This is a genomic window from Paenibacillus sp. LC231, from assembly GCF_001860525.1.
GTDB lineage: Bacteria > Bacillota > Bacilli > Paenibacillales > Paenibacillaceae > Paenibacillus_AQ.
This window is the reverse complement of record NZ_JFOM01000015.1, coordinates 506,953-533,189: the sequence shown is the minus strand read 5'-3', so window position 1 is coordinate 533,189 and position 26,237 is coordinate 506,953. Positions and strand designations below refer to the sequence as shown.

Here is a 26,237-nt window from a genome sequence, read left to right as displayed (position 1 = left end):
TCCGGTTTCTTGGAATACCTATGGAAGGATGAATAACCATCCTTGTGGAACGTCTTACTTCAACACTTTGTTTTCGCCAAACCATTTCTCGGAAATCTTGGCTGCCGTACCATCGGCATTCATTTCGTCCAGTGCTTTTTGCAGGCTTTGAAGCAGCTCCTCGTTGCCTTTTTTAACCCCGATCCCGTACTGCTCCGGTGCCAGAGATTCCTCGAGAATCTTGTATATTCCCTCTTCCTTGGACATGAAGTATTTCATCACCACTTCATCTATGACCACAGCCTCTAAGCGTCCATTCTTCAAATCGCTCAGAGCCAGCATATTGTCAGGAAATTCAATGATCTTCTTCACTTGCGTGTGAATCTCGTTGGCGCTTAACGCATCGGCAGCCGAGGACAGCGACTGCAAACCGATCTCTTTGCCTGCCAAATCGCTGATCGAAGTTATATCCGAATCAGCCAGCACGGCGACGACCTGACTGTTCTCCAGATAAGGCTTGGTGAACAACACTTTCTCCTTGCGCTCATCGGTGATGGTATAGCCGTTCCATATCAAGTCAATGCGGCCGCTGCTAAGTTCGGACTCCTTCGATTTCCAGTCAATCGGCTGGAACTTGACTTCCTTGCCCATCTTCTCAGCGGCTGCACGGGCATAATCGATATCAAAGCCGACAATTTCATTGCTCTCGTCACGAAAGCCCATGGGCGCGAACTTGTCATCGATCCCGACAACCAGCTCATTGCCGCCGCTTGCTGAGCTTGAACAGCCGACTACGGTTAATAACAGCATGAAACCTGCTAATACTGATGCTATCTTTTTCACCAAAAAATCCCCCTTGTAGACATTAAACGCAGCTATATTCTGGATGCAAAGGAATTCGCATCAGATGCAAATACTGCTTTTTCGCTTTAGTACGTTATCAAGACTCCATGATACCATATTAGCAGAGAAGAGTCGATAGTTTCATAGAATGGTCAATTTTCATCGCATGATATGAAATTTATGTATTTTCATCCTATTTTAAGGTTATTTTAAGGATGAATTCAGTTTAGCGGGAAAGAATGATGGACTGTAAGACCAACATCAAGAAAGGCGGTAAACAACAATGACAACCCACTTGAAGTCAGTGAAGCGGCTGGTGCTTGTCGCCATCGCTGTAGTCATGGGCCTCGCTTATCTTCCCGTCTCGGTCTCGGCGGAACCGATCGGACAGCAAACAGAATCATCGGCTGTTCCTTCTTCCCAGGACGAACGCGGGCAACATAAACCCGGTCATATGTTCAAGGCAATCTCCGAATTTCTGAAGCTGGAACCGCAAGTTCTTCGAGATAAACTCAAAACCTCGACACTCGCGGAAATAGCCAAGGAACAAGGTGTATCCAGAGAGGCCGTAAAAGCCAAGATCGTTGAGCTGTTGAAGGATAAAATCTCCTCGCATCCGAAGCAGCTGGGCAAATCCATCGATTACTCCGCTGCCGCGGACAAGCTGCTTGATGCCAAAGGCGGGTGGCAGAAGCAGCGGATGCATCATCGTCATGGCCGGCTGATCTCGGATAGCGACGAGCTGGCCAAACTTCTGAGGACGACGCCGGAAGCACTCAAGCAGTCGCTCCAATCCGGAAAATCGCTGGCACAGATCGCGAAGGAGCAAGACGTGCCTGTCCAGTCCGTCATTGATCAACAAGTTCAGGCACTCACCAAGCGCCTGGATCAGAAGTTGACCGAAGGCAAACTGACGAAGGAAGAATACGAGGAGCGCAAATCCAGAATTGCTCCGTTCGTGAGCGATGTGGTGAATGGTAAACTCAAACCGATGAAACACAGCCGGTAAAGTGCCCGCTTAACGCATAACCTTTTGTCATTGAAAACGAAAAACGTCTATCGACGTACTTTCCCAGTAGACAGACCGCATTTATGCGGAAGTTAATCTTGCGAGATAAGGATGCTAAGCCTCGGATGTTTATACTTTCTTATCTCTAAACACAAGAGCCGCTCCATCGGGGAATAACCCATGAAGCGGCTCTTTATCGTCCGTTTATTCTATTTAACATCCATTTAAGGCACGTATTGCTGGATCATCTTCACTACGACGCCATCTTCGACGGTGATATGAAATGGAAACCATTTCATGTCTACGATATCATCCTTTTCGTAGATATTCGTGAATTTGTCCAGGCTCACCATCTGGTTCCAGGAAATCTGAGCATCCTCATACCTTCCGGTATGATCGTACAACTGAAGCAGCACTTCGGCATCATCTGCCACAGGAAGTTCAATCTGTTCTTCCGTACCATTTACGATATAATAACCATCCGGTGCTTCCGTCATCTCAGGGTCCTGCTCCTGTTCGCGGAATACCTGATTTGCTTCCTCGCCCTCGTACCATTCAATCGGATCTACTTGCAGATAGACCTTGCCGTCTCTGATCTCAAGCCCGTTAATATAGACAGCTTCCTGATTCGAAGCTTTCGGAACCGGCTCATAATTGTTGCCTGAGGCTACGCCAACGGTTGTCATCATGATCAGTACCAGCAGCATCATTGCTCCCAATTTCCAAGCCGACTTCTTCATCTTCTCATCGCTCCCTCTTCATCTTCTATTAAATGGATTCAGCTCGTGAACCCAACCCGGCTTATCGCGCATTAAATATTAGTAACCCAATTCCTGGATATTTGAAACGTATATGTATTTTATCATTCATAACTTTATTATAAGGACCCACTAGGTAAAATGGATGTCAATTTGATGTAAATTCGTTACAATATTTCAATCTTCGTAAGCGCTTAAATACGGGACGATGAAGGATCGTACGCTATGTCGAACCGGGAAACGTCCCAAATAAAAAACAAGCCCTCCCCGCTGATTCCTCAGTCGATGGTCAGGCTTGTTTAGATTCACACAAATATTATTGATTGAATGCTTCGGTCAGGACAGGAACAATCTGCGATTTGCGGGAAACCACGCCTTTAAGAAGAGCCTTGTTCTCCGACAGGGACACATTGTAGGCTTTCTCAACGGCCTTGGACTCTTTACCGAGTGCAAGAGCGATCGAATCGTTGTTCAGAATATCTGTCACTACGAAGACGAACAGGTCCAGGTTTTTGTCGGCAATAATCGCTTGAATTGCATCTTCGAGTTCGGCTTGGCGGGACAATACATCATTGGTATCCACCGCGTTAACCTGTGCGATTTCCACTTTGGCTCCGCCCATTTGGAATTCCTTGGCGTCCAGGGAGATCAATTGCGCGATGGTTTTGTCGCTCAGATCGGCGCCTGCCTTGAGCATCTCCAACCCATAGCTGTCTGCATCCACGCCAGCGATCTCAGCCAGCTCGCGAGCTGCTGCGATATCTTCGTCTGTGCAGGTTGGGGATTTGAACAACAGGGAGTCCGAAATGATGGCGGACAGCATCAGGCCAGCAATTTCTTTGCGAACGGCGATACCTTTTTCCTTGTAGATCTTGTTCAGAATGGTAGCTGTGCAGCCGACAGGCTCCGCACGGTAGTATAATGGGTGGCTTGTCTCAAAATTCGCGATGCGGTGATGATCGATAACCTCAATCACGCGAACCTGATCAATGTCGCTTGCGCTTTGCTGACGCTCGTTATGGTCCACGAGGATAACGTCTTGGGCTTCGTTTACAACCGTCTCAACGAAACGAGGAGCTTCGACCTTAAAGTAATCGAGCGCATATTGCGTTTCACCGTTAACGTCTCCAAGACGCACGGGCTCGGCGGAAAGGCCGAGCTGGTTCTTCAAATCAGCATAAGCAATAGCAGAGCAGATTGTGTCCGTATCCGGATTTTTGTGTCCAAAAATTAATGTTTTTGCCATATATAATGCCCCTCTCGCAACATAAATTTCATCGTTTATATCAATAAACAGATGATCACCTATCTGATTATATCGTTAAATTCTACTTATTCCAATTCCTTTACAGAGATTATTTTCAGACCGTGTTTATACCAATACAATTTCCGGTTCCGGAACGAATCCAAAATGGTTGTTAATCGACTCCGAGATCAGATTCATCAAGTAGAGGATATCGGTTGCCTTCGCATGTTTCTGGTTCAGAATCATGTTGCCGTGATGCGGAGAGATGATCGCGCCGCCATATTCGGTTCCTTTCATATTCAGCTGATCCACGAGCGAGCCGACGGCTACTCCATAATCATAATTATTTTTGAATACGGAACCGCAGGACGGGTAGTCGAAATGGCGTTTACTCGTCCGGTACTTGATGATGTCAAGCATCGACTGTGGCGTCTCTATTCCCCTTCCTGCCAGCGCGTGCACCTCGCCCAGAAAGAATGAGAAGAACGATGGCAATGAGGATGGATGGCTTCCGCGAGTCTTCCACTCCGTGAGAAGTTCAGACGTCATGCTGATCTGTTCCTCCGAACTGACCGGAATATTAAGATCGGCCCCTACTATGATCCACGGATGCTGCTGGAAGATGGATTGCTTGTATGCAAATAAACAGTCCGCTACGGGAATGGACCGTACCTTTAAGCTCGGATCCGTCGTATCGATATAATAGACGGTGTCCAGAATATCGCAGATTTGATGTGCATTATATTTAGCGTTCATATAGATGCCGGCCCCTACGCAGCCTGGCAGCAAAAAAGTAAAATCAAGCAAATCCGTTCCACCCATTAACCCCATCAAGGACAACAACGACATCGGCGCGCCGGATGAAACGTACCATTTATCAGCCGACACCCGCAGCTCCACCAGGTTTTTGAGCGATATAAACACCAGGTCATGTTTCGGTTCATCCGGAAACAGAATATTGGAGCCCATTCCAAAGATGTACCATGGCATCCCGCGTTTCCTGCAGTCCTGCAGGAGATCCGCCAGGTCATTTGCCGTTTCAGGCATGGCCAGATAATTGGCTGAGCCGCCGATCCCATACGTCGAAAAAGCAGACAGCTCCACATTGCGCTTGCACATTCGGTCGATAGCAGATGTATGTAAAGTCATCGTAGACATGTCACTCCCTATTCTTCACATTAGGCACAACATTCCTTACTAAATGTGGGGATGTTACATCATTATGATCCAACTGCTTAGGTGGTGTCAATCTGGAGCAGACTCCTGGCGAAATAGCAAAAAATCCCTGGATTACAGCCCGTAGACCGTAACCAAGGATTCATTCATCATCTCTTTATTTGTCCCCCAGGATTTATTCAAGGAAATCCTTGAGACGTTTGCTGCGGCTCGGATGACGCAATTTACGAAGCGCCTTCGCCTCGATCTGCCGGATGCGTTCACGCGTAACGCCGAATACCTGGCCTACTTCCTCCAGGGTGCGGGTCCGTCCATCCTCAAGTCCAAAGCGCAGCCGGAGCACATTCTCTTCTCGCTCGGTGAGCGTATCCAGCACTTCCTCCAGCTGTTCCTTCAGCAGCTCAAACGCTGCGGCATCTGCCGGCGCCAATGCGTCCTGATCCTCAATGAAATCACCCAGGTTGGAGTCGCTTTCCTCGCCGACCGGCGTTTCCAGAGACACAGGTTCTTGGGATACCTTCTGGATCTCACGTACTTTTTCCGGCGAGATATCCATCTCTTTACCGATTTCTTCCGGTGTCGGTTCGCGTCCCAGCTCCTGAAGGAGCTGCCTGGAGACACGTACGAGCTTATTAATCGTCTCTACCATATGCACCGGAATCCGGATGGTTCTTGCTTGGTCAGCAATCGAGCGGGTAATCGCCTGGCGAATCCACCAAGTGGCATACGTACTAAACTTAAATCCCTTGGAGTAGTCGAACTTCTCCACCGCTTTGATCAGGCCCATATTGCCTTCCTGTATCAGATCCAGGAACTGCATTCCCCGGCCAGCATAGCGTCTTGCTATACTTACAACGAGACGAAGATTCGCTTCGGCCAGACGGCGTTTCGCTTCTTCATCTCCCTCCTCTATTCGTTTGGACAGTTCCACTTCTTCATCGGCTGTAAGGAGGGGAACACGACCGATTTCTTTCAGGTACATGCGAACCGGATCGCTAATCTTGATGCCTGGTGGAAGTGAGAGATCGTCATGAACCGAAAAATCCTCTGTCGGAGAATTAGCCGCTTTCTCTGTTTCCGTAACCTCTCGTTCCAATGCAAAATCCGCACTTTGACGGTTCTCCATTCTATGCCCCCCTGTTGACAATCCCATATTTTCATGCTAATCTAGCATTAGGTTATTATGACATTAAGCCAATAGTTATTTATCCTTCATTCTAGCATATTTTTCACACTATATCAACTTCTAATATATTCTAGTTCTGTTCACCCGATCTCAGGCTGAGATCGGGTTTTTATATGCTTCATCTTCTTACACTACATATGCTACGTTTACTTAAGCTGATCTAGTACCGCTTTCGTTTCTTGATTCAGCGATTTCACATCGGGAGCCTTCACGGGCTCATCGCTCAGCTGATATTTGTGCTTTAGTTCAAGCGTTGCCCTCACCCGGTCGTTCAGCATCTCCTCCGGGATCACGCCGCTATGGGCAGCCTCGGTTAATGCCTGAATGACGGCTTCTTCCAATGCATATTCATGTCCGATCAGAATCATGTTGCTCCCTGCTACGACGGACTTCACGGAAGCCTCTCCTACGTCTGTGCTGCCGGAAATCGCCCCCATTGTCATATCATCCGTTATAACGACACCCTTAAACCCCATTTCTTCCCTTAACAAATCGTTGATAACGGGTTTCGAATAGGAGGATGGCGTATCCGGATCGATGCTCTTCATCAGCAGATGCGCAACCATGACCACATCGACTCCTTCATCAATCGCTTGTTGAAACGGTACCAGCTCCAATTCATGCAGTCGCTTCAGATCATGGTCAACAACGGGCAGCCCAAGATGGGAATCGACCGAAGTATCGCCATGCCCAGGGAAATGCTTCACTACAGGAACGACACCATTCTCCTGTATCCCCTTCATTGAGGCGATTCCATGCGTGCTTACGGTTTCGGCCGTTGTGCCAAAGGATCGATCGCCGATGACCGGATTGTTCGGGTTGCTATCAATATCCAGCACCGGAGCAAAAACCATATTGATTCCGACTCCCGACACCTTCTGCGCGATAAGACCGCCAACTTGCTTGGTCAGCGTAAGATCATCGCTCCTCCCAATTTTACCGCTTGACGGCAGCTTCACGTATTCATCAGAAAAACGGGTAACCCGTCCGCCCTCCTCATCAATGCTCAGCCAGAGCGGAACCGGATTCGCAGCATTTGCTTTTTTCAGCTCATTCAGCAGGTCTACCGACTGCCGGGCGTTCTCGATATTATCCTTAAAAAGGATTATACCGCCTACATGGTAATCCTTCAGCAATCTGCGCGAAGTATCATCCATGGTAGTCCCTTCGATTCCAACCAGCACCAGCTGACCGATCTTCTCCTTGACGGTCATGCTATTCAGAAGCTCCGTTACCGCATCTTCAGTCCCGTTCTCGGGCAAATTCCCTTCCTCGCCTTTGTTGTCCGAGCTGCCAGATGGAGCAGGTGTCCCGTCTTCATCAGCTGGAGACGGAGTCTGCGGGTCCTGTATTTCCTCCGACGGCGAAGCTCCTTGTCCGTTGTCCCCGGGGTTGCCCGGTTCGGCTCCGCCCCGACAACCTGCCACAGCCAATAGCAAGATGACAACCAGCATCGTTAAGCACATCCATTTTGTCTTACGCCTCAACATTGTCACCTTCCTTCAAATTCACACTACATATATTCGTCCTCTGTTCCACAGAGTCCTTCCATCATAACATGATTTCGATACAGTCCAAACCAGCTGAAGCTGCCCGCTTGAAGTACAAAAGAGCCGCGTCAACAGCGACCCTTCTTCGCCTATTTAAGCAGGCCCAGCTTACGGGCTTGCCCCTCTGTTAATATAAACTGCTCTGTGTCCCACACTTCATCCTCATCCGTTCTTCCGAACATCAGCATGATATCATCCCATATATTCTTTTGCATCGCCTCAGCTTGCGTGATAATCACCTTCATGTTAACGTCATTCCTTTCCTTGGAATCAACTCCTACTACATATACAACCATCAAAGGTCATATCGAATCGAATCACAAGCAAAAGCCTGCAGATAGTATCTGCAGGCAGGATCTGTACTATAACTAGGAATAAGCAGGATGATATTTAATCCACGCCATGGCAATGGTGCCTTCGCCGGCATGGATGCCCGCAACGGGAATAAAGGTCATAATTTCGGTTTTCAACGCCGGATGAGCTCCGCTGATTTCCTTCTGGATTTCCTCGGCCTCTTCTACGTTGTTGGCGTGCATGATGCAGACCTTTTTAATTTTCTGCAAATCCATTTTCATAAGCTCCAGCATTCGTGACTTGGCCTTCTTGAACGTCCGGATTTTCTCTTCCACAATGACCTTGCCTTCATCAAAACGGAGCAGCAGATGAATTCGGAGCAGGTTGCTGAGAAGAAGCTGGGTGCCGGATACCCGGCCGCTGCTATGAAGCCGGTGCAGGCTTGCCGGAATAAGGTAGAACGACATATTTTGCACCATGGACTGGATTTTATCTTTTATCACCTGCACGGTATCCCCCTGGCTATGCCAGTGAATCCCGGACATGATCATTTCGCGTACCGGAAACGCTCCCGCTTGGGAATCGATGCCAACCACGTGTACCTCGGCAATCTCTGCCGCCTGCATAGATGAATTCAAGGTACCGCTGAGCTCGGATGAACAGTGAATGGCGATGATATCATCATACTTCACTTTCAAGGATTCATATAATTCGATGAATTCACCGATTGGAGGCTGTGAACTGCTGACTTTCGGTTCATCTTTCATTCTTTCATAAAAGGCCTCAGCTGAAATATCAATTCCTTCCCTGTACTCCTCCTGTCCAAGTATCAACCTCAAAGGTACAATATAAATATGATTTTCCTTGGCGAAGTCAGGATCAATCGTACTCGTGCTGTCGGTTACCCATGCTATGGATCTCATTATCGTGTTCACGTCTCGCTTTCGTGTAGTAAGAAGTAGGAAAGGAAGCGATTAAAGCCGCTAAATTCATCATATCTTACCCTTACAGCGTATTGCAAACGAAAGGATTGTGATTTCATGGCTGCACATCGGTTCGCCACACAAAAGCCTTATTTTCGCTCTGCGTTATATCCCTTTTCTCCAAAAGGTTCCAGCTGTTCAATCCAATATGCCTCCCGTTTGCTGACCGCGCCCTTCAGATCATAGAACGGATCCTCCTTCGGTTCTATGGTCTCCAGAATCTCGAAGACAAAAGCATCCTCGCCATACTCATTCCATTCCCGCTGAAGCGTCTTATTGTAGCTCGTTCCCATCTGCAGCTCGAATCGTTTGCCGTTCATGGTCTTCAAGTTATTCGTTCCGGCCACAAACACTTTGCCGTTCTTTGTGTTTCGAATTTGATACACGCCTGCTTCGATCTTGATTTCCTTATACATTTGATTTAGTTCCTGTCTGCGATTCATCGCGTTAAACCCTCCTAATCTTAGCGTTTACGTCGTTAACCAGTACTCGCTTCCATCATCCTTGCGATCCAAAAAACCATATTCAATCAAATACCGGCGAATCGTCACATAATCGGGATGGTCCCTCCCGATCGTATCGTTGATTTCTTGCTCCGTATATTTGACGTCCGGTTGAAAACGAGCTGCGATTTCTCGCAACACGACGTACTTCTGCTTCTCTTTGAGCTTAAATGTCTTCAGCGGACCATCGGTCCCTTCAGGAAACACCTTGGCCAGGATCGCTTGCCGCTCTTCTTCGGTGACATTGTAGCGCTCATCCACCATCTTGGCCCGCTTGGGAATCTCCACAAATGCCGGTGCATGGTCATCCTTTTCCTTCAGCAGCTCCATTAAAGTCAGCAGTACTTTGGACTGTCTTTCCTTCTCCTTCAAGGCAAACCGGTGATTGCGAATCGTCGAAGCACTGCCTATGCCGAGCTCCTGTTGCACCTCTTTATCGTTCATGCCTTGATAGAAGAGCTGCAGCAATCGATTCTGATGCTCGGTTAATCCAGTCAGCTTCTTATCGAGCCCTGACAGATACTGAAATACGGAGCCATGCTCCCGGCGGATATGAATGGTCATGTATCGTTCTGACTCATATAACACATCCTGGTCCGGATAGATGATCCCTTTCTCGATCGTCTTGCCGCACAGGAGGCATACCCATACGGGACCTTCGTCGATATAACCTTGCTTAAGTTCATCTATAGAAGCATTCCAGAAACGCTCGTTCGGATCCAATGCAAACACCACTTTTCAATTAGTAATTTATATAGACATTTTATATTTTTGTCTATAACATGTCAATCACACTTCATTTCGATATATTATTTCTTCCTCCCTTCTGTAGAACCTGCTAGAATAGAGGTTGCTGCTGTAAAATTTAGGGGGTATCATCATGAGTTTCATCCAACAGTCGGCAAAAGAAATGCGTTCTTGGCCGCGCAACATCAAGCTGTTTTTTCTAGCCAACGTGCTGTATCAGATCGGTACCGGCATGTTTAGCGTGCTCTACAATTTGTACATACAAGGTCTTGGGTATAATGACTCCATGAATGGAACAGTGGTCAGTATTCAATCCCTGGCAACGGCATTAATGTTCATTCCGATTGGCCTGATCGGAGACCGCGGCAGCCGTAAGCGAATCCTCGTCCTGGGGGCATTGTTAAGCGGTGCGGGGCTGATCGCGCGCTCTTTTCTGGAGAGCGAGTTCAGCTTGCTTGGTCTTGCGGTATATACCGGTCTGTTCGCATCCTTTTTTCAGGTGCTGGCTATCCCCTTTCTAGCGGAAAACACGGCGAAATCGGCTCGCATGCGGATCTTCAGCATTCACGCCTCGCTTGTCCTTGCTTCTCAAGTGCTCGGCAGCATGGGAGGCGGATTCTTGGCGGATGCCCTGCAGGCCGTTGGTATGAATAAGATCGGCAGCTTGAAAACCGCGCTATTCATAGGCGGCCTGGCTACCTTGGCGGCATTTATCCCGCTCTTATTCACAGCCGATCAGAAGGCCGAAGACATACAGGCACTGGATGCACCGCTTCCTGATCATCAACCGGCTCAGGCAGGAAGAGCAGTAAACGCCTCCGGTTTGGGGGATTACAAAATCATCGGGCAGTTCGCGCTTGCCCAATTATTAATCGGCCTGGGCTCAGGGCTTGTCGTGCCTTATTTGAATTTGTACTTTACCAACCGCTTCTCGGTATCGTTATCGGCAGTCGGCATTCTGATATCACTCGGACAAGTCATGACGATTGTATCGATGCTGATCGGACCAACGCTGGTGAATCGGGTGGGAGCCGTCAGGGCCGTTGTGCTCTTTCAAGTCCTATCCTTGCCCTTCCTGCTGTTAACCGGGTTCACGAACGTACTCCTCATTGCATCGGTCGGCTTCCTGTTCCGCCAAGCCTTGATGAATGCCGCCAATCCGATACAATCCTCGATTCTGATCGACCGTGTACCGGATCACCGAAGAGGAATCGCCAATTCGGTTACGCAAACGGCCTTCATGCTGGGCTGGGCCACCATGGGACCCGTACAATCCAAACTCGTCACCACTTACGGCAGCTATTGGGGGTATGCGATCACATTTTGCATTACCGGAACGCTTTATGTTGTATCTTCGTTTCTATACTACCGAATGTTCCGTGAGCGTAAGAGCAGCAGTCTCTCCTCCTCCGATACCGCCGCTACTCTCTAGCCTCAACCCGCAGAGGTTTCACATGGAGCGGAACAGCTCCATCGGCTACAGCAATAGTCCGGGCCTGGAAACTTCCTTTATACCGGAAGACAGGCCCCAATATCGGATTGCGCACCTCAACGGATATCCGGTATCGTTGATTCCCGTCATCATACCATTCGTTTACATCGGCTGTTCCGGTGAACCACCGGGGAAATCGAAACTGCAAGAGCCCCTCATAAAATCTCTGCTCCCCCGATTGAATGCAAATGCCGCTGCTCTCCCCCGCGGCTATCCGGAGATCGACCGCCAAGTGCTGTTTATTCCCTAAATAATCCACAACTCGGCTCCGCTGCGTACTATAGATCATCGTGGCATCAAACCGCCTTTGGACACCCGGAAAATCAAAGCTGCGACACCAAGTAACCGTTTCTCTTCCCCATTCGTCACGATAAGCATAATTCTCAATCCGAAACGGGATCCCTTTCCCTCGATTCGGAAACATAATATGCCGCATCGTGCCGATATAGAGAGGCAGTGCAGCCCAAGGCGCGTACCAGATCTCTTCCATGACGCCTTCGCCAATCGAAGCGATGTGATCCTTGCTGTCAAACCCGAACCGCTCCCGAATTTTGGGATGGAGCATTTGAAATTGCGAGCCTAGCGCTTGTTCATAGATCGAGGTCACGTCTTTCCCCTCCTTTTTTGCGGGATTTATCCCCGGGGACGGGTTTTCGTGCCGGGCGGTAGGCGCTTGGTAAATCTGCAGCGGACAGCGAAGCCATCAAGCAAAACCCCATCATGGATCCACTAAGCGTTAACGGATTGAACGGGGCCTTCATTAACTGAGGGTCTGTTATCCATGCGCCAAGCATCAAGATCGCAAGCAAGCTCATCAGCAGCCTGTACCACAACCGACTCTTGTGAAAGAGCAGCGTCAATAAGCCGAACCCGATCTCGGCAATGCCGAGTAGGGTTAGTACCACCCCCTCCAGCTCTCCAGCCAAGCCCGACTGCCTCAACAGATCAAGCTCCCCGGCTTCCGGGAACAACAGCTTCGGTACCAGCCCCTCATAACACCATAGAACGACCAGCATCATCACGCTCAAGGCATGGATGAATGCCTTCCGGATCGTTACCGAGGGCGGAATATCCTTCTCTGCCCACAATCGCAGCACATCAAAGCTCCAAGCCGTCGCCAGGCCGAATAAAGGCCGGAACAACAAACGGTCAAACCAGGCGCCCGCCAGGCCGAACCGCGTTTTGTAATCGTATTGGGTAGAGAAACGTATGCCCCCGCTCCCCTTGTCCGCATACTTCCAATAGCCGCTTCCCTCCCGAATGAGGGAGCTGCGCTGATCCGAGCCGAATCGCAGCACCGAGATCCGTTTCCCCGTCTTCGGGTGAACAGCCGTTTTCGTGGCTCCCGCCCCTGTCACTTCCAGTCCGAACCCAATGCGGGTTTTATATAAAAACCGCTGAATATTCGAATCAGCCTCCGGTACATAATGAATCTCGGAAAATCGCAGATCCCACTGTTGATGCAGCTCAGGCTTTTGCGTCAACGTCCACAGCTTATCCATATCCGTCTGGATATCGAGTTCAACATAGATCGGATTTCTCTTCATGCGCTTAGCTCCCCTCGGGATGTCCCCTAGTTTCTAAAGCCGGACACCTCTCTATCTACAAGTCATTTTACAGCCGCCGGGGACTCGCCGTTAGACCTCACTTTTGTAGAACATACCAAGAAGAGGTACTACGTTTCGTAGTACCTCTTCCGATCCTTCGATATGATCCAGTCTTAATCCGCACCTGTGCTAGTTGTCGTTCTCTCTTACAATCCCTTTCCGGCGGACCTTCTCCACGGCTTCCTTGCTGCTTCTTACCCCGAGCTTTTTTAAAATTTTATTGATCTGGTTCTTGAGCGTGCTCTCGGTTTTGAACAGTTTCTGCTCCATTTGGGAATGGGTGTACCCTTCATCCAACAGATCAAACACCTCACGCTCCGCAGGCGTTAAGCCGCGAAGCTGCTCTTCGCGCTTGAGGCGGGCAAATTCCTTGAGCAGCACCTCCATCGACCCCGGATGAAGCACGGCGCTTCGGATCGCTGCCGGAAGCTCCTTAAACCTCGGCTTCTCAATATAATTGACGGCTCCAGCCGTAAAGGATTGCATGATCACCAGCTCGTCCCCCAGCGAGGTCAGCATGATGACCTTGGCCTGCGGTTTACGCTCAAGAATTTCCGCGGCTGTGTATATCCCGTCAAGTCGGCCTGCAGTCAGCTGAATATCCATAAGCACGATGTCAAAGGAGAGAATTTGCGCCATCGCAATCGCTTGTTCGGGCGACTCGGCCGTGCCGACAACGATCATGTCTTCCTGCGCATTCAGAAAAACGGTCATCGATTTAACCCAATCCGGATCATCCTCTACCAAGAAGATTTGTATGCGGTTCAAGCTTCTTCCCTCCCGGATAAACGAATGATTTTACTACGCGGAAAATATAACGAAATCTCCGTACCAACCGATTCGCGGCTCTCCAGACTTACGGAACCACCGCTTTTCTTCATCACGTTATAAACATACGACAAACCAAGCCCGAAGTTATCTTTCTTGTGGCCCTTGGTACTGTAAAAAGGTTCAAACACAAGCTCCTGCTGCGCTCTTGGAATGCCGGTCCCGTTATCTTTAACGGTAATCGCCGCTCCTTTGCGGTCAGCCGTTATCGTTATCGTAATCAGCCCACCCTCAGGCATTGCCTCCACGCTGTTGCGAATGAGATTGCTGATCGCTTCCTTCAAATGGACGGTATCCGCGAGCAGCCACGGCCGCTGGCGGCAGATTACGTTCAATTCGACGCCATGCCTGCGCAGCAGATCCTGCTCGCGGAGCTGCAGTTCTGCAAGCAGCTGATCCACGCGGACTGGCTGTTCCACCAGCTTAAACGCCTTCATCTGCTGCTGCATGCGTCCCACCATGGCAAGCAGATGCTCGGATGAATTCGCTATGACTTCAAGCTGTTCGATGGCAACGCCGTTGTCCTGTGGCAGCAGCCGCTTTACATTTTCCGTGCTCATCGCAATCTTCCCGATCTCGTTCTTAATGGTATGATTCAGCATCGATGTCCCCGAGCTGACAGCCTGCATCGTGCGATCCAGCGGATCGCGCTCGAATTTCAGGCGTACACCCAGGACGCCGTACACTAAGGTACAAATGACGGCAACGCCCAGCGAATACAGAATGAACAGGGACACGTACCGGAATGAATCATAACCGGGCGAGATCAGATTTCCCACATTAATCAGCAGCATCACGCCGAGCAGGGTAGGCACCATAATCCAGGTGGTGATCCACATGCCTTTGCGTTTTTGCGGATTCATCTCGTGCGACAACGCGCGAATTAGCAAGGCACATGCGGCCACATAATAGGGAACCGTCCACACGAATAACCAGCCATAATGAATTCGGTAAGCTTCCGTCAAAAGCACCTGGGCCAGCATCGCGAGCACCGGCAGAAACAAACCTAATTTGAAATCGCGCATTCTCTTATGATCCTCGGGCCTCCGGGTATACACCATGCAAAATATTAACACGCCGTACGGTGTCAACGTATGGTTGAGAAATTGAATCCACGGCTCGTACCGCCCCGCGATAAACCCCGCAGGCACAAGCAAATCTGTCAAGCCGCCGATTCCTGCGCTCCACAGAAAAAAAGCAGCCCAGCGGTTCACCTCGCTCCGAGGCTGATTGAACAGCAGCACAGCCGCCGCGCTCCAAAGCGCTACCACATAATATATCATGACGCATCGTCCATTCTCTTCGCGAATATAGTTTCATCCTACCACAATTGTTACAGCAGCGGGACCTCTTAGCTTGCCTTCAGCGAACAAGTCGGATCCATCGAATCATGAAATTCATCCTGCTTCGACACTTCGATTTTTACATAGCGAAAACATTCAGTTTACATTCAGCCGTATTTAAGAAAGCTATCAGGAACGATTGATAGGATAGATTTCGTAAGCAATCAAGCACACGAATGATAGAGAGAAACGAGGTGGAATCATGACAACCCAATTGAAATACCGGAACGAGCTTAAGTTTTTTGTGAATATTCACCAGTACCGAATCATCCGTCAACGATTAAGAAATCTGGTGACCTACGATCAGCACGCAGGCCCCGGCGGGGAATATCACATTCGAAGCTTGTACTTTGACGATATCAACAACAAAGCCTTATACGAGAAGCTGGCTGGGGTTCGGGACCGGGTCAAATACCGCATCCGTATCTACAACGTAACCGACAGCACCATTCATTTTGAGAAAAAAATCAAATTCCGGGATTACATTGCCAAGCTGAAGGAGCCGCTCACAAGGGAGACGGCCGATCAGATCATGGCCGGTCAATACGAATGTCTCTATCAGCCGGACAAGCCATTGATGATGGAGCTGTATCACGAGATGAAGCATAAGCTGCTGCGGCCCAAGGTCATTGTCGATTATGTCCGCGAGCCGTATGTCTGCGCCAACGGAAATGTCCGGATTACGTTTGACAAGGAGCTTCGAACCGGCCTGCACTCCACGGATCTGTTCAATCGGAATCTGCTGCCCATCCGGGCGATCGATGAGAATCTGATTATACTCGAGGTCAAATATGACGAATACATCCCGGATTACATCAAAATCGCACTGCAGCTGGAAGGACTGGGCCGTCAATCGGCCTCCAAATACGTGATGTGCCGTAAATTTCTGAAATATAACACATGGGAGGATCAATAATTCATGAATACCACATCGACTTCAAGCAATACGAGCACCACCAATTTTTCGGATATCGTCAAGAAATCCGTGATGGAAAATTTCGTATCCGATATCAGCATCGCCAAAATTCTGATTACGCTGGCCGTTGCCTTTGTTATCGGGTTATTCATCTATCTGCTCTATAAAAGAGTCTTCAGCGGCGTGCTGTATTCCAAAAGCTTTAACGTGTCTCTGATCGGGATGACCATGATCACGGCCGTTGTCATCATAGCCATTAACTCCAATCTCGTGCTCTCACTCGGTATGGTCGGCGCACTCTCCATTGTCCGTTTCCGTACGCCCATCAAGGACCCAACCGATCTGATCTTCCTGTTCTGGGCCGCAGTTGCCGGGATCGTAACCGGAGCCGGGTTCTACACGCTGGCTGCCATGGGCTCCATCGTAGTCGGTCTGATCCTGTTCTTCTTCATTAAAAAAGCAACGGTGGATACGCCTTATCTGCTCGTGATTCATTGCGAGAATGAACAGAGCGAGCAAGCCGTAAAAGAGCAAATCGGTCAAGCCGTGAAGCGTTATAATCTGAAGCAAAAAACCGTGACCCCAGGCAGCATCGAGCTGACACTGGAAGTAAGGCTGCGCGACGCCGAAGGCCAGTTCGTGAACAAGCTGTCCCAGCTGCCAGGTGTTCATAACGCAGTTCTGATCAGTTACAGTGGCGACTATGTATCCTAAGTCAGGCGGTGGTCAGAGATGATAAAAAAAAGAATGACGGGCCAACTGTTCCTCATGATGGCCATAATCCTACTAATCTCAGGCTGCGAGTGGACACCCACGGCTGCCGGGACGGTAAGCAGCACCGAGAGCGATGCTCAGCAGGAGCAGCAAATGGATTCAACGGTTTTTCCGAAAGATAAGGTTATTGATGTAAAAATCACGATTGACGAAGCTGATTTTCAGGATATGCTGGACAACGCCAGCGCTGAAGAATATAAAGAAGCATCCGTCAATTACAACGGCATGCAATTTGATCATGTCGGCATTCGCACCAAAGGCAATTTAAGCTTGCGCAGCGTGGTGAATTCGGACTCCGACCGCTACAGCTTCAAAATATCCTTTGACGAATACCTTAATCAGACCTTGAATGGAATCAGCAAAATCAATCTGAACAACAACTACAGCGACGCCTCGTATATGCGGGAATTCCTGACCTACGAGCTGGCGGATTCCGTAGGACTGCCGACGCCCGGCTTTTCCTACGTCAACGTATATGTTAACGATGAATTATGGGGGTTCTACCTCGCGATTGAACAGATTGGCGACTCCTATCTGCAGCGTCGTTTCGATAATTCCTACGGCGCGTTGTACAAGGCAGAAATGACCGGGGCAGGCAGCGATCTGACGTGGCTTGGCAATGATCCCGATTCCTACACCGGGCTTGTCATGAAATCCAAATCATCCAATGACGATATATTGATCGACATGCTGGATGAGCTTAATAACGGCACCGATTATGAGAAGGTGCTGGATGTCGATAATGTGCTCAAGTACGTTGCCTTGAATGTGGTTGCCTCCAATATGGACAGTTATCTGGGATCGAACAAACAGAACTATTATTTATATGAGAACAACGGCATTTTCTCCGTCCTGCCTTGGGATTATAATATGGCATTCGGGGGGCTTGGGGGCTCCAGCATCCTCATTGACGAGCCAACCCAGGGGGCTTTGGCGGAACGGCCCCTGATTGCCAAGCTGCTCGAGGTTGACGAATATAAGGAACGCTATCACGCCATCCTCTCGGAGATGCTGGAGGGCTACATGCAGCAGGAAACATTCAATGAACGAGTTGCGCAATTACAAGACTTGATTTCCGAGCACGTAAAGCAAGACCCACGACCTTTCTATTCCTATGAGGAGTATGAGCAATCCATCCCGACACTCACCTCATACGTTCAAGAATCAATGGATAACCTCCAGCAGCAGCTGGATGGAACGCTCCCCTCCGCTGGCGATGGAAGCGGCAGCGGTGGTGGTATGGGTCCCGGCGGTGGTCGCGGCATGCGACCTGGCGGCGAGACGAATGGAGCCGGATCGTTTCCCCCTAACGATGCCCCGGCCGGAGGCATCTCTGGCGGGTACACGCCTACCAACAATGACAGTGCTGCCCCTGATTCTTCTGACGACGCGTCGGGAAGCAGCGTCAACGTTACCTCCGGCAAAGCTGAGGAAGATCATGACACCGTGCTTGAAGGGGATGAACCTTCCTTGTCCGTCGTATCGGCTGTCGGATCGAGCACTAGCAGTTCCAACGAAAAAACAGCGATTGATTCTGCTCCAGCCGTAACTACGGAACCATCACCAAATGCAGCGGAGCTCCCTGAAGATCAAACCCAATCGTCGGAGCAGCCCCCTTCCGATGACAATCAACCAACCATGCCTCAGACTCCCGGCCAGAATGGGCAAAGCCAGATGCAGGATTTCCCTCAGGGGCAGATGGGGAACGGATTCGGCGGCGAGTTTGGCGGTCAAATGCAGGGAGGCCCAGGAATGGGCCGGCCGGGCGAGGGGTCAAACAGGGCTGCCGAGGAACAAGGAAGTGCCAAGGAGGCCTTGTACGCCGGCGTATCAATCGTACTGCTGCTTCTCTCTTGTCTCTTCGTGACGTTGTATAAACGAAAAAGGCTGTAATTATCAAACAAGGGCAGTTCCAAAGGTCGATACACCTTTGGAACTGCCCCTTTATATCCGAACGTTTTAACCTATGACCAATGGATTAAAACTATTTCAATGAACCACGTGATCATTATGGGCGAACCGATAAGGACCATGCCCATCGCCATGACAATCCTCGTCGTATTTCTGGACAGCTTGTGCTGGGTCGCGGCTGAACGATACCAACCGCTGAACTGCAGGCGATTCCGGTAGAGTACAAGAAACCACAATACATTCCCCGCGAACAGGAACAGCCAATATAGTCCATTCCAGGGTATCCAGCTCTTCAGTATTTGATGTTCTATGTTGCCCAGAACCATGACAAAGATCATCATAATGATCATCATTCGAATCATTTCCAGAATGGATGAGGCCAATTTGGTCATAACGCTTGCTCCTTTTCAATCATGCTATTCAACTGGACTCAAGCTCTGCTTGTTGATCGTGTACCGATTGTTTTCTTATAAAGTATGAATCCAGCTTCCGGCTGACCCATAAGGACAGTACGATAAAGGCAAGGACTCCGAACAATTTAAAAGGTTCCGCAATAAAATCGGACAGGTTGGCACCGATGTAAGAGACACAGAACACCATAATCCCCTTGCCCAAGGTGACAGCCATCAGATAGGACATCAGGTTCATTCTGGCCAGCCCGGCGGCCACATTGACCGCGACAAACGGTCCAACGGGAAGTATGCCAAGCAGGAAAACGTAACTGAAACCGTTGCGCTGAATCCAGCGCATACCACGCTGAACTTTAGGTTTTTTTGCCCAGCGTTCGATCAGGGGTGCACCGGATATTTTGCGCACGATGAGAAAGGTCGTTAAACATCCTGCCACCATACCGATCCAGGAGTAAAGAAACCCTGCCCAAAGCCCATACACCGCCGCATTCACACCCACGATCACGATCGTGGGCATCGGTGGAATGAAGGATTTCAGGAACGTCAGAAGGATGCCCGGCAGCGGGCCTAATGCTCTAAATTGGTCCAATAACCATTCCAGGTTGCTCTCTGTAAAGTAAGACATGATGTCCAAGTAGCCAATCAATGACTTCACCCATTTCTGCTAAGTTTGCCGACTAGCCGACCTGAAGCACCTGATTCAGCTGAGCCAGATGGTGGTTGTCATGCCAGATGAAATCCCGCATAAATTGCGCCACCTCAAAGGGATGCCCGTCCCCGTCCGTATACCGCATCTCGTATGCCCTTTCAGGCAAGGCTTCGATCGCTCGAATCAGTTTCTCCCTTGCGGCTATCGTCTGATCCACCAGCGTTTCTGTCGATAACGTCTTGGCATATTGCCTCGACTCTTCATTGAAAGTGTCATAATCTATATGGCGGACAGTCAAAACATCCCCTGTGGAAATTTTGGAAATGGCTTCATTGTAAAAATACTCATCCCACCGCATGATATGGCACACCACATCACGTACGGTCCATTTCCCCTCTGCCATCGGGGTGCTCCAGAATCCCTCTTCCTGTACCGCGAACTCTCTCACTTTGCCGATCCACGCGGAATACTCATTCAGCAGCTGCTGTTTGTCACTCATATCCATTCTCCTTGTCCATATAAGATTTAATATAGGCATCAAGTCGATCCTCCGGCCAATGATATATCTGGAGCAGCTCCTCATAAGGATCGCCCGTGATACGCAACAGCTTCGCAAAGGCAGGCTCCGTCTTATAACCCGACCTCTTCAGCTCGATAATCCCTTGTCTTGCAGTTTCACCGAGCCGCTTCAAAAGCTTGTATTCGACAATCATATGACGGTAACCATTCTGACTCGTTGAAGGTAATGGCTGTGCAAAAACCTCGAATTCCCATCCTTTGTACCGAAATCGCGCTACCGATCGATCCACGTTGTTGACGGTACGGGATGAGCACGTGAAATTCGTAACATCTTCGATATAACGCGTCTTGAGCTCTCGTTCAAAGCAGGCAAAATCCGTCACATGGCATATGATATCGAGATCGCTTGATTCGATGTCAATCCCGATAGGAATCGTGCCCACCAATATCGGGTTATAGGGTTTCAGATGATCCCATAGTCTAAGCTCGTCTATAACCATGGCTGCTTGCTTCTGTTTATCGGAGCCCAGACGTAAGTATTCCAAGTTAAGAAAATCCATGTTTTCTTGCATAGCTGTCTCCACCTGCCTCACTCCTCTGAACTTACAGGTTAGCGCTCGGTCCACGTCGTCCGAACATAGCCCAGCTTCATGCCGACCGATACCATGTTACGATGGCTCTGTGATAAGAAAGCGCACTGCGAGACAACAAGATCGCACCCTGCAAGCTTCGCCTCCCGTATTCTCCTGCGAAGCAGCTCCAGCTGCAAGCCTTGTCTACGATACTCCGGGAGTGTTGCGGCAAATGTTAGTGACGCTGTCGATTGATTTACGTACATAACGCCAGCTGCGGCCGGCTCATCTTCTACATAAGCCATATAGAAGCTCCATCCCGGCCGTGAATACAATACACGGTTATTCGAGGCTACAGATGGAATTCCTTGATCAGGCAATCCTGTTCCACGGCAATGAACTTTAGCATAATCCTCAAATTCATCTTTGTCTATTGCTCTGATCACAATTCCATTACCTTGCACCCCCTCCAGCTCCTGCGGGTTCATATACATTGAATTATGAAAAGCAGATTGATAGAATCCGCGTTCGGCAAGCGCAGCCAGGAATTCCTGATTTACCAGGCCGGGTACGATTTCGAACTGGAATTTGCGATCCTTCGATTGATAAAAGTCGATGATATCGTCCAAGTTATATAGATCCTCTGAACGCAGTCCTTTCACCGTGTTAAAAGAAAGCCAAGGCATCGTCTTGCTGTACAAACACAGCGCATGGCCGAAGCGCTTCGTTTCGATCCCTTCGGGATTTCCGGTCCGACCTTCGATTGCTTTCATTCGATTCAACATATAATCCGTTTCCGAAGCTTGAATTCGTTGGATAAGTTCCTCAGATGGAAGATGCCGCATATTGCCTCCTATGTATTATAACTAGTGCATTCTTAACTGGATAAATAGAGCCCGAAGATCGCTTACTGATGCTTCGGGCTCTTACTTGCTGTGTATGTTTTATTTCGCGCTGCCCGGCAGATCGCAAGAGCCATCGGCGCACATGCCGTCGCTGCTGTCGGAGTCATTCACCATCACTAGCGGATTCGCTTCACGATAAGCTTTATCTAAAGCGTCTGTGAACACTTCCAGTGGCTGCGCACCGGACACGGCGTATTTGCCTCCCAACACGAAGAATGGCACTCCCCGAATTCCCAAATTTGCTGCAGCTGCTTCGTCTGCCCTTACTTCGGACTGGAAATCGTCACTCTCGAGCGCGGCCGCAGCCAAATTGCGGTCAAGGCCGACTTCAGCCGCCAGATCGGCCAATCGATTCTTATCACCAAGATTCTCGCCGTCTGTAAAGTGTGCACGGAACAACCGCTCCGTCATTTCTTTCATTTTACCATGCCCGGATGCAAAATGAACCAGGCTGTGTGCATCAAACGAATTGGCCGGGATGACGCGATCCATGTGATAAGTTAGCCCGACGCTTGCCGCTTGCTGGGTCACGTTGGCGTTCGCAGCCTTGGCCTGTTCGATACTCATGCCGTATTTGGATGCCAATATCTCGTCCATGGAAACCCCGGCTTTATACGATGCACCGGGGTCAAGCTCAAAGCTGCGATAAACCACTTCAACTTGATCTTTATTAGGGAATTGCTCCAAAGCCGATTCGAAACGGCGTTTACCAATATAACAGAACGGACACATAAAATCCGACCATATTTCTACTTTCATTCTTTTCGCCTCCTAGCGAGCATTAATGCTAACTTACTTATTGTAACCCGCTTTCAGCATGACATCAACACTTCACATGAATATGGAAAGGTCTTGCAAGAATGTTCAGGATACCGAGTACAAACACGCCGGTTATCTAAGCGGGTTTGGTGTTCTCCTCTAATCTGGCAAGAATCCAATCCGTCACAACCTCAAAACCATGATTTCCCTTCAGGGAACTATTCAACACCAGATCCGCATGCCAACGGGTAGGCTCAACATATTCATCGTGCCTGTATCTCACAAGCTGCAAATATTCCTGAAGCACACTTTCCTCGCTATGCCCCTTTTCTATAAACCACCGGTTTCTGCGAAGCATTCTTTCATCCGCGGGACAATCTACGAACAGCTTCAAATCAAGTGAGTTCCGAAGGGATTCGAATTGATACAGGAGAAATCCTTCAATGACAATTATGTCGTATTTGCCATTATGGACGGCGTGATTATAATCCTCGGTCAGACGCTCGATATCGACTGCATCCGGATGGTTAAAATCCTCAAATATTTGATTGGTGAAGGGCGCTTTGGCCAAGGGTCTAATGGACTTATAATATTTATCCATATGGAAGATCGCCACCCGGTACTCGCTTAACCTCTCCTTGAGCTTAAGACTTAGCGTTGTCTTGCCGCTCCCCGAACCTCCGCCAATCCCGATCATTAAAGTCTGCCTATGCTCCATATCCATCCTTTCATCTTCCTCCGTATGTATGTCCAATGTATAGGTTCCATTATTATACAACCGATCCAAGTAAGTTGAAAGGTCCTGCGTTACAGAACAACATCTCCCGTTCCCGCCGTACGATCACAGAAGACAGACCGCGATAATAAAAAAACAGACAGCATAACGCTGCCTGTCACTTGTATTTTTTCCAATCCATCTCGCTATGTTCCAGTAAATATTCAAAATCATTGTCGCGCCGCTTCTGTTCAGCCTTGCGCACAGCTTCCCGTTCCTGCCTTTCCTTCTCAAGCCGCTCGGCTTCATTGGCTTTCAAGGATTCGGTTGTTGCCTTCAACTTCGCCAGAACTTGAGGGTCCAGCATATCCTTTAAAGTCGCGGGTTTATCGGCAGCCTCGGTTCGCGGCAAGGGGGACTTTTGTTTCTTTTTTGCCATGTTCATTCACCTCGATTTGCACATTATTATATCATCTTATGAAGGACCTGGCATCTATATCTGCTTGGTGATAACCACGAAAAAAGAGAGCCTCTCGGCTCTCCTTCTCATTATGTATACTTACTTTGAGGGCGATCGATGGGACTTGAACCCACGAATGCCGGAGCCACAATCCGGTGCGTTAACCCCTTCGCCACGACCGCCATGACAATGAGCAATGGATATGCCCGAGATAATAATTTATCAGATATTAAGCTGTTTGGCAAATTGTAATTTCTTACATCCTATTCTTGATTTCAACGGAAAGAACATACTATACTTACTTGATCCCAACTATCAGATAATAGCGCCCTTATTCGATACAACATGATGATGTAAGCACGGGAGGAAGCACATCGATGATCTATCATATTGACTATGTCTCAGAGGGATTGCATGTCATGGGGTATCTTGGTCTGCCGCCGCAACTGCCCCGTTCGGTCGCCCATGAGATGTCCAAAGCGTTCAACGCAATTCACGGCGTTACAATAACCGGCACGCTGGCATGCTCCTTGAACTTGGATCCTTTTTCACACGAACCACCTAAGCCAGTAATTGAGCCTAAGCTTCCTTTGGTCCTGTATTGCCGAGGCGGCATTGGACGGGTTGGCGCTGTAAGGTTGAAGTGGGTTGAAGAATTCGCTGCGCAAGGATATGCCGTGTTTGCTCCGGCCTATCGCGGGAATGAAGGCAGCGAGGGCAGGGATGAATTCGGCGGTGCCGATACGATGGATGTGATCTCCGCAATTGAATGGCTATCGAGCATTTCCTGGATAGATAACCGTCGTATTCATCTGTTGGGCTTTTCCCGCGGTGCAATCAATGCTGCCGTGGCTGCCGCTCTGTCACCACATGTATCCAAAATGATTCTCTGGAGCGGCGTCTCCGATCTGGCACAAACCTACGAAGAACGGATAGATCTGCGCAGAATGATGAAACGCGTCATTGGCGGAACGCCTGCCAAAGTACCTGAGCAGTATCTTCTTCGATCACCGATCCATTATGCAGACCGTATCCGATGTCCCGTCCTGCTTGTCCATGGGACGCGGGACGAGCAGGTTCTGGTGGAGCATAGTTACCGGATGCTGGACAAGCTTCAAGAACAGGGGCACCAGCCGGAAGCCCATCTGTACGAAGGGCTTGGGCATCATTTCCCATCGCCGCAGCATGCAGCGGCGATCAACCGAATGTTCGACTGGTTGAAGAGATAAGTAGAAATTGATGAGCGCTCCTCTCCTTCTACTTATTTCTCTCCAAGCACATGATTTGTTTGGCATTTCTTCGGCCTAGTTGTGCCCAGCAGCCGTTTCAATCCAGTATTTACAGGTCCCGTTCGTAATGGAACTTAACTCACCGTGATTCGATTCAATGATGCTGCGGGAAGCCAGATTGGCTTCATCGCAGGTCAGAAGGACCCGGCTTATGTTCTTCTCATTGGCTTTCTTGACCAACTCCGCCAGCAGCCGCGTGCCATATCCTTTCCTTCGTTCCGACGGCCGGATGACATACCCGATATGTCCCCCTAGCTCTAGCAGATTGTTATTCAAGCGATGTCTCAGCTTACCATATCCTATGGGCTTGTCGTTATCGTATAACCAATATAATACGAGTCCCATGCCTATTCCTCCACTTGAAAGATCGAATCTACAATGACAGGCAGCTGATCCCGTAAGGATACGGCTCCGAATACGGATCTGGCGTGAATTCCTTGATCCCCGAACACCTCAAGCATCAAGTCCGAGAATCCATTCAACACCTTATGATGCTCCTCATAGTCGGTTGTTGCGTTAACGAAGCCTTGCACCTTGACCACGCGCTTCACTTTATCAAGTGATCCCAGCCCTTCTCTTAATACGGCCAGAACTTCAATCCCGGTCAGACGGGCATATTCATACCCCTGCTCTGTTGTGTAATGCTCTCCGAGCTTCCCTCTCGGCTGTCCTGAGGGACCCTTACCTGAAACATACATCAACCCGTTAACGATAACATAGTTGGCATACTTGGCTGCTGGCGAGCCTGCTTTAGGCAGGCTGATACCCAGCTGCTTCAAACGTTCCTCGGCATGAACGGTCATGTGATCACTCC

General features: G+C 49.3%; 30 protein-coding genes and 1 tRNA gene. 6 read left to right on the top strand and 25 right to left on the bottom strand.

What is annotated here, in order from left to right; all coding sequences use genetic code 11:
- Positions 1–54 precede the first annotated feature (54 nt).
- Positions 55–822, bottom strand: coding sequence for an amino acid ABC transporter substrate-binding protein (locus tag AK95_RS12560; protein WP_071220280.1), 768 nt, complete (start codon positions 820–822; stop codon positions 55–57).
- Between the two features lie 283 nt (positions 823–1,105).
- Here AK95_RS12560 and AK95_RS12555 point away from each other — a divergent pair, with 283 nt between their 5' ends.
- Positions 1,106–1,831, top strand: coding sequence for a hypothetical protein (locus tag AK95_RS12555; protein ID WP_071220279.1), 726 nt, complete (start codon positions 1,106–1,108; stop codon positions 1,829–1,831).
- A 224-nt stretch (positions 1,832–2,055) separates the two neighbouring features.
- Here AK95_RS12555 and AK95_RS12550 read toward each other — a convergent pair whose 3' ends face one another.
- The 9 genes from AK95_RS12550 to AK95_RS12515 form a co-directional block, all read right to left on the bottom strand.
- A complete protein-coding gene (locus AK95_RS12550) occupies positions 2,056–2,571 on the bottom strand; it encodes a hypothetical protein (protein WP_071220278.1) in 516 nt (171 codons plus the stop codon).
- A 334-nt stretch (positions 2,572–2,905) separates the two neighbouring features.
- Positions 2,906–3,835 carry a manganese-dependent inorganic pyrophosphatase gene (locus AK95_RS12545; RefSeq protein ID WP_071220277.1) on the bottom strand — a complete coding sequence of 310 codons (930 nt, stop codon included), beginning with the start codon at positions 3,833–3,835 and terminating at the stop codon, positions 2,906–2,908.
- Positions 3,836–3,961: 126 nt separating this feature from the next.
- Positions 3,962–4,984 carry a UDP-N-acetylmuramate dehydrogenase gene (locus tag AK95_RS12540; RefSeq protein ID WP_071220276.1) on the bottom strand — a complete coding sequence of 341 codons (1,023 nt, stop codon included), beginning with the start codon at positions 4,982–4,984 and terminating at the stop codon, positions 3,962–3,964.
- A 202-nt stretch (positions 4,985–5,186) separates the two neighbouring features.
- A complete protein-coding gene (rpoD, locus tag AK95_RS12535; RefSeq protein WP_071220275.1) occupies positions 5,187–6,137 on the bottom strand; it encodes an RNA polymerase sigma factor RpoD in 951 nt (316 codons plus the stop codon).
- Positions 6,138–6,343: 206 nt separating this feature from the next.
- Positions 6,344–7,687, bottom strand: coding sequence for a beta-N-acetylhexosaminidase (nagZ, locus tag AK95_RS12530; RefSeq protein ID WP_071220274.1), 1,344 nt, complete (start codon positions 7,685–7,687; stop codon positions 6,344–6,346).
- Between the two features lie 149 nt (positions 7,688–7,836).
- Positions 7,837–7,992, bottom strand: a complete 156-nt coding sequence (locus AK95_RS34500; RefSeq protein ID WP_201259379.1) for a hypothetical protein — start codon at positions 7,990–7,992, stop codon at positions 7,837–7,839.
- A 123-nt stretch (positions 7,993–8,115) separates the two neighbouring features.
- Positions 8,116–8,964 (bottom strand): DegV family protein, encoded by an 849-nt coding sequence (locus AK95_RS12525; protein WP_071220273.1) that lies wholly within the window; start codon positions 8,962–8,964, stop codon positions 8,116–8,118.
- A gap of 149 nt (positions 8,965–9,113) precedes the next feature.
- Positions 9,114–9,467, bottom strand: coding sequence for a GIY-YIG nuclease family protein (locus AK95_RS12520; protein WP_071220272.1), 354 nt, complete (start codon positions 9,465–9,467; stop codon positions 9,114–9,116).
- A gap of 27 nt (positions 9,468–9,494) precedes the next feature.
- Complete coding sequence (locus tag AK95_RS12515; RefSeq protein WP_071220271.1) at positions 9,495–10,250, bottom strand: DUF2087 domain-containing protein; 756 nt, start codon at positions 10,248–10,250, stop codon at positions 9,495–9,497.
- A 157-nt stretch (positions 10,251–10,407) separates the two neighbouring features.
- Here AK95_RS12515 and AK95_RS12510 point away from each other — a divergent pair, with 157 nt between their 5' ends.
- Positions 10,408–11,706: an MFS transporter gene (locus AK95_RS12510; protein WP_071220270.1), complete on the top strand. Its 1,299-nt coding sequence runs from the start codon at positions 10,408–10,410 to the stop codon at positions 11,704–11,706.
- Here AK95_RS12510 and AK95_RS12505 read toward each other — a convergent pair.
- From AK95_RS12505 to AK95_RS12490, 4 genes are all read right to left on the bottom strand, one after another.
- Positions 11,696–12,373, bottom strand: coding sequence for a DUF4166 domain-containing protein (locus tag AK95_RS12505; protein ID WP_071220269.1), 678 nt, complete (start codon positions 12,371–12,373; stop codon positions 11,696–11,698). The two genes, AK95_RS12510 and AK95_RS12505, sit on opposite strands and share 11 nt — an antisense overlap.
- Positions 12,357–13,313, bottom strand: coding sequence for a DoxX-like family protein (locus tag AK95_RS12500; protein ID WP_071220268.1), 957 nt, complete (start codon positions 13,311–13,313; stop codon positions 12,357–12,359). Before AK95_RS12500 ends, AK95_RS12505 begins: the two co-directional genes overlap by 17 nt.
- A gap of 189 nt (positions 13,314–13,502) precedes the next feature.
- Positions 13,503–14,141, bottom strand: coding sequence for a response regulator transcription factor (locus AK95_RS12495; protein ID WP_071220267.1), 639 nt, complete (start codon positions 14,139–14,141; stop codon positions 13,503–13,505).
- Positions 14,138–15,484 carry a sensor histidine kinase gene (locus tag AK95_RS12490; RefSeq protein ID WP_071220266.1) on the bottom strand — a complete coding sequence of 449 codons (1,347 nt, stop codon included), beginning with the start codon at positions 15,482–15,484 and terminating at the stop codon, positions 14,138–14,140. The genes AK95_RS12495 and AK95_RS12490 overlap by 4 nt, the downstream gene beginning before the upstream one ends.
- Positions 15,485–15,746: 262 nt before the next feature.
- Here AK95_RS12490 and AK95_RS12485 point away from each other — a divergent pair, with 262 nt between their 5' ends.
- Genes AK95_RS12485 through AK95_RS12475 form a run of 3 tightly spaced genes read left to right on the top strand, consistent with a single transcriptional unit; the run spans position 15,747 to position 19,127 of the window.
- Positions 15,747–16,460 (top strand): polyphosphate polymerase domain-containing protein, encoded by a 714-nt coding sequence (locus tag AK95_RS12485; RefSeq protein WP_071220265.1) that lies wholly within the window; start codon positions 15,747–15,749, stop codon positions 16,458–16,460.
- A 3-nt stretch (positions 16,461–16,463) separates the two neighbouring features.
- Entirely contained in the window at positions 16,464–17,174 is a 711-nt protein-coding gene (locus AK95_RS12480; protein ID WP_071220264.1) for a DUF4956 domain-containing protein, read from the top strand.
- An 18-nt stretch (positions 17,175–17,192) separates the two neighbouring features.
- Complete coding sequence (locus AK95_RS12475; RefSeq protein ID WP_071220263.1) at positions 17,193–19,127, top strand: CotH kinase family protein; 1,935 nt, start codon at positions 17,193–17,195, stop codon at positions 19,125–19,127.
- 71 nt (positions 19,128–19,198) lie between these two features.
- Here AK95_RS12475 and AK95_RS12470 read toward each other — a convergent pair whose 3' ends face one another.
- The 9 genes from AK95_RS12470 to AK95_RS12430 form a co-directional block, all read right to left on the bottom strand.
- Complete coding sequence (locus AK95_RS12470) at positions 19,199–19,537, bottom strand: hypothetical protein (RefSeq protein ID WP_071220262.1); 339 nt, start codon at positions 19,535–19,537, stop codon at positions 19,199–19,201.
- A gap of 28 nt (positions 19,538–19,565) precedes the next feature.
- Positions 19,566–20,180: a TVP38/TMEM64 family protein gene (locus AK95_RS12465; RefSeq protein ID WP_071220494.1), complete on the bottom strand. Its 615-nt coding sequence runs from the start codon at positions 20,178–20,180 to the stop codon at positions 19,566–19,568.
- Between the two features lie 52 nt (positions 20,181–20,232).
- Positions 20,233–20,703, bottom strand: a complete 471-nt coding sequence (locus tag AK95_RS12460; protein WP_071220261.1) for a DinB family protein — start codon at positions 20,701–20,703, stop codon at positions 20,233–20,235.
- Positions 20,696–21,295: a DUF4269 domain-containing protein gene (locus AK95_RS12455; protein WP_071220260.1), complete on the bottom strand. Its 600-nt coding sequence runs from the start codon at positions 21,293–21,295 to the stop codon at positions 20,696–20,698. The genes AK95_RS12460 and AK95_RS12455 overlap by 8 nt, the downstream gene beginning before the upstream one ends.
- A 38-nt stretch (positions 21,296–21,333) precedes the next feature.
- On the bottom strand, positions 21,334–22,140 hold the full coding sequence (locus AK95_RS12450) for a GNAT family N-acetyltransferase (RefSeq protein ID WP_071220259.1): 807 nt from the start codon (positions 22,138–22,140) through the stop codon (positions 21,334–21,336).
- Between the two features lie 99 nt (positions 22,141–22,239).
- On the bottom strand, positions 22,240–22,959 hold the full coding sequence (locus AK95_RS12445) for a DsbA family oxidoreductase (protein WP_071220258.1): 720 nt from the start codon (positions 22,957–22,959) through the stop codon (positions 22,240–22,242).
- Positions 22,960–23,095: 136 nt separating this feature from the next.
- Positions 23,096–23,683 (bottom strand): uridine kinase family protein, encoded by a 588-nt coding sequence (locus AK95_RS12440; RefSeq protein WP_235613089.1) that lies wholly within the window; start codon positions 23,681–23,683, stop codon positions 23,096–23,098.
- A gap of 169 nt (positions 23,684–23,852) precedes the next feature.
- On the bottom strand, positions 23,853–24,113 hold the full coding sequence (locus tag AK95_RS12435) for a YqkE family protein (RefSeq protein WP_071220257.1): 261 nt from the start codon (positions 24,111–24,113) through the stop codon (positions 23,853–23,855).
- A 130-nt stretch (positions 24,114–24,243) separates the two neighbouring features.
- Positions 24,244–24,316 (bottom strand) — tRNA-His (locus AK95_RS12430).
- A 195-nt stretch (positions 24,317–24,511) separates the two neighbouring features.
- Between AK95_RS12430 and AK95_RS12425 the strand changes: the two genes are divergently transcribed.
- Positions 24,512–25,363, top strand: a complete 852-nt coding sequence (locus AK95_RS12425; protein WP_071220256.1) for an alpha/beta hydrolase family protein — start codon at positions 24,512–24,514, stop codon at positions 25,361–25,363.
- A gap of 75 nt (positions 25,364–25,438) precedes the next feature.
- Here the strand turns inward: AK95_RS12425 and AK95_RS12420 are convergent, their stop codons facing one another.
- Together AK95_RS12420 and AK95_RS12415 are read right to left on the bottom strand one after the other, a co-directional pair.
- Positions 25,439–25,768, bottom strand: a complete 330-nt coding sequence (locus AK95_RS12420) for a GNAT family N-acetyltransferase (protein ID WP_083397603.1) — start codon at positions 25,766–25,768, stop codon at positions 25,439–25,441.
- Positions 25,769–25,770: 2 nt separating this feature from the next.
- Positions 25,771–26,226: a RidA family protein gene (locus AK95_RS12415; RefSeq protein WP_071220255.1), complete on the bottom strand. Its 456-nt coding sequence runs from the start codon at positions 26,224–26,226 to the stop codon at positions 25,771–25,773.
- Between the last annotated feature and the right edge of the window lie 11 nt (positions 26,227–26,237).

Coding starts and splice junctions, on each gene's coding strand:
- AK95_RS12490 (WP_071220266.1), bottom strand. CDS start 15,484: ATGATATATTATGTGGTAGCGCTTTGGAGCGCGGCGGCTGTGCTGCTG.
- AK95_RS12470 (WP_071220262.1), bottom strand. CDS start 19,537: ATGACCAAATTGGCCTCATCCATTCTGGAAATGATTCGAATGATGATC.
- AK95_RS12455 (WP_071220260.1), bottom strand. CDS start 21,295: ATGCAAGAAAACATGGATTTTCTTAACTTGGAATACTTACGTCTGGGC.
- AK95_RS12480 (WP_071220264.1), top strand. CDS start 16,464: ATGAATACCACATCGACTTCAAGCAATACGAGCACCACCAATTTTTCG.
- AK95_RS12500 (WP_071220268.1), bottom strand. CDS start 13,313: ATGAAGAGAAATCCGATCTATGTTGAACTCGATATCCAGACGGATATG.
- AK95_RS12485 (WP_071220265.1), top strand. CDS start 15,747: ATGACAACCCAATTGAAATACCGGAACGAGCTTAAGTTTTTTGTGAAT.
- AK95_RS12440 (WP_235613089.1), bottom strand. CDS start 23,683: ATGGATATGGAGCATAGGCAGACTTTAATGATCGGGATTGGCGGAGGT.
- AK95_RS12425 (WP_071220256.1), top strand. CDS start 24,512: ATGATCTATCATATTGACTATGTCTCAGAGGGATTGCATGTCATGGGG.
- AK95_RS12555 (WP_071220279.1), top strand. CDS start 1,106: ATGACAACCCACTTGAAGTCAGTGAAGCGGCTGGTGCTTGTCGCCATC.
- AK95_RS12550 (WP_071220278.1), bottom strand. CDS start 2,571: ATGAAGAAGTCGGCTTGGAAATTGGGAGCAATGATGCTGCTGGTACTG.
- AK95_RS12460 (WP_071220261.1), bottom strand. CDS start 20,703: ATGAGTGACAAACAGCAGCTGCTGAATGAGTATTCCGCGTGGATCGGC.
- AK95_RS12520 (WP_071220272.1), bottom strand. CDS start 9,467: ATGAATCGCAGACAGGAACTAAATCAAATGTATAAGGAAATCAAGATC.
- nagZ (WP_071220274.1), bottom strand. CDS start 7,687: ATGTTGAGGCGTAAGACAAAATGGATGTGCTTAACGATGCTGGTTGTC.
- AK95_RS12540 (WP_071220276.1), bottom strand. CDS start 4,984: ATGACTTTACATACATCTGCTATCGACCGAATGTGCAAGCGCAATGTG.
- AK95_RS12545 (WP_071220277.1), bottom strand. CDS start 3,835: ATGGCAAAAACATTAATTTTTGGACACAAAAATCCGGATACGGACACA.
- AK95_RS12415 (WP_071220255.1), bottom strand. CDS start 26,226: ATGACCGTTCATGCCGAGGAACGTTTGAAGCAGCTGGGTATCAGCCTG.
- AK95_RS12420 (WP_083397603.1), bottom strand. CDS start 25,768: ATGGGACTCGTATTATATTGGTTATACGATAACGACAAGCCCATAGGA.
- AK95_RS12435 (WP_071220257.1), bottom strand. CDS start 24,113: ATGGCAAAAAAGAAACAAAAGTCCCCCTTGCCGCGAACCGAGGCTGCC.
- AK95_RS34500 (WP_201259379.1), bottom strand. CDS start 7,992: ATGAAGGTGATTATCACGCAAGCTGAGGCGATGCAAAAGAATATATGG.
- AK95_RS12445 (WP_071220258.1), bottom strand. CDS start 22,959: ATGAAAGTAGAAATATGGTCGGATTTTATGTGTCCGTTCTGTTATATT.
- rpoD (WP_071220275.1), bottom strand. CDS start 6,137: ATGGAGAACCGTCAAAGTGCGGATTTTGCATTGGAACGAGAGGTTACG.
- AK95_RS12465 (WP_071220494.1), bottom strand. CDS start 20,180: ATGTCTTACTTTACAGAGAGCAACCTGGAATGGTTATTGGACCAATTT.
- AK95_RS12450 (WP_071220259.1), bottom strand. CDS start 22,140: ATGCGGCATCTTCCATCTGAGGAACTTATCCAACGAATTCAAGCTTCG.
- AK95_RS12525 (WP_071220273.1), bottom strand. CDS start 8,964: ATGAGATCCATAGCATGGGTAACCGACAGCACGAGTACGATTGATCCT.
- AK95_RS12510 (WP_071220270.1), top strand. CDS start 10,408: ATGAGTTTCATCCAACAGTCGGCAAAAGAAATGCGTTCTTGGCCGCGC.
- AK95_RS12475 (WP_071220263.1), top strand. CDS start 17,193: ATGATAAAAAAAAGAATGACGGGCCAACTGTTCCTCATGATGGCCATA.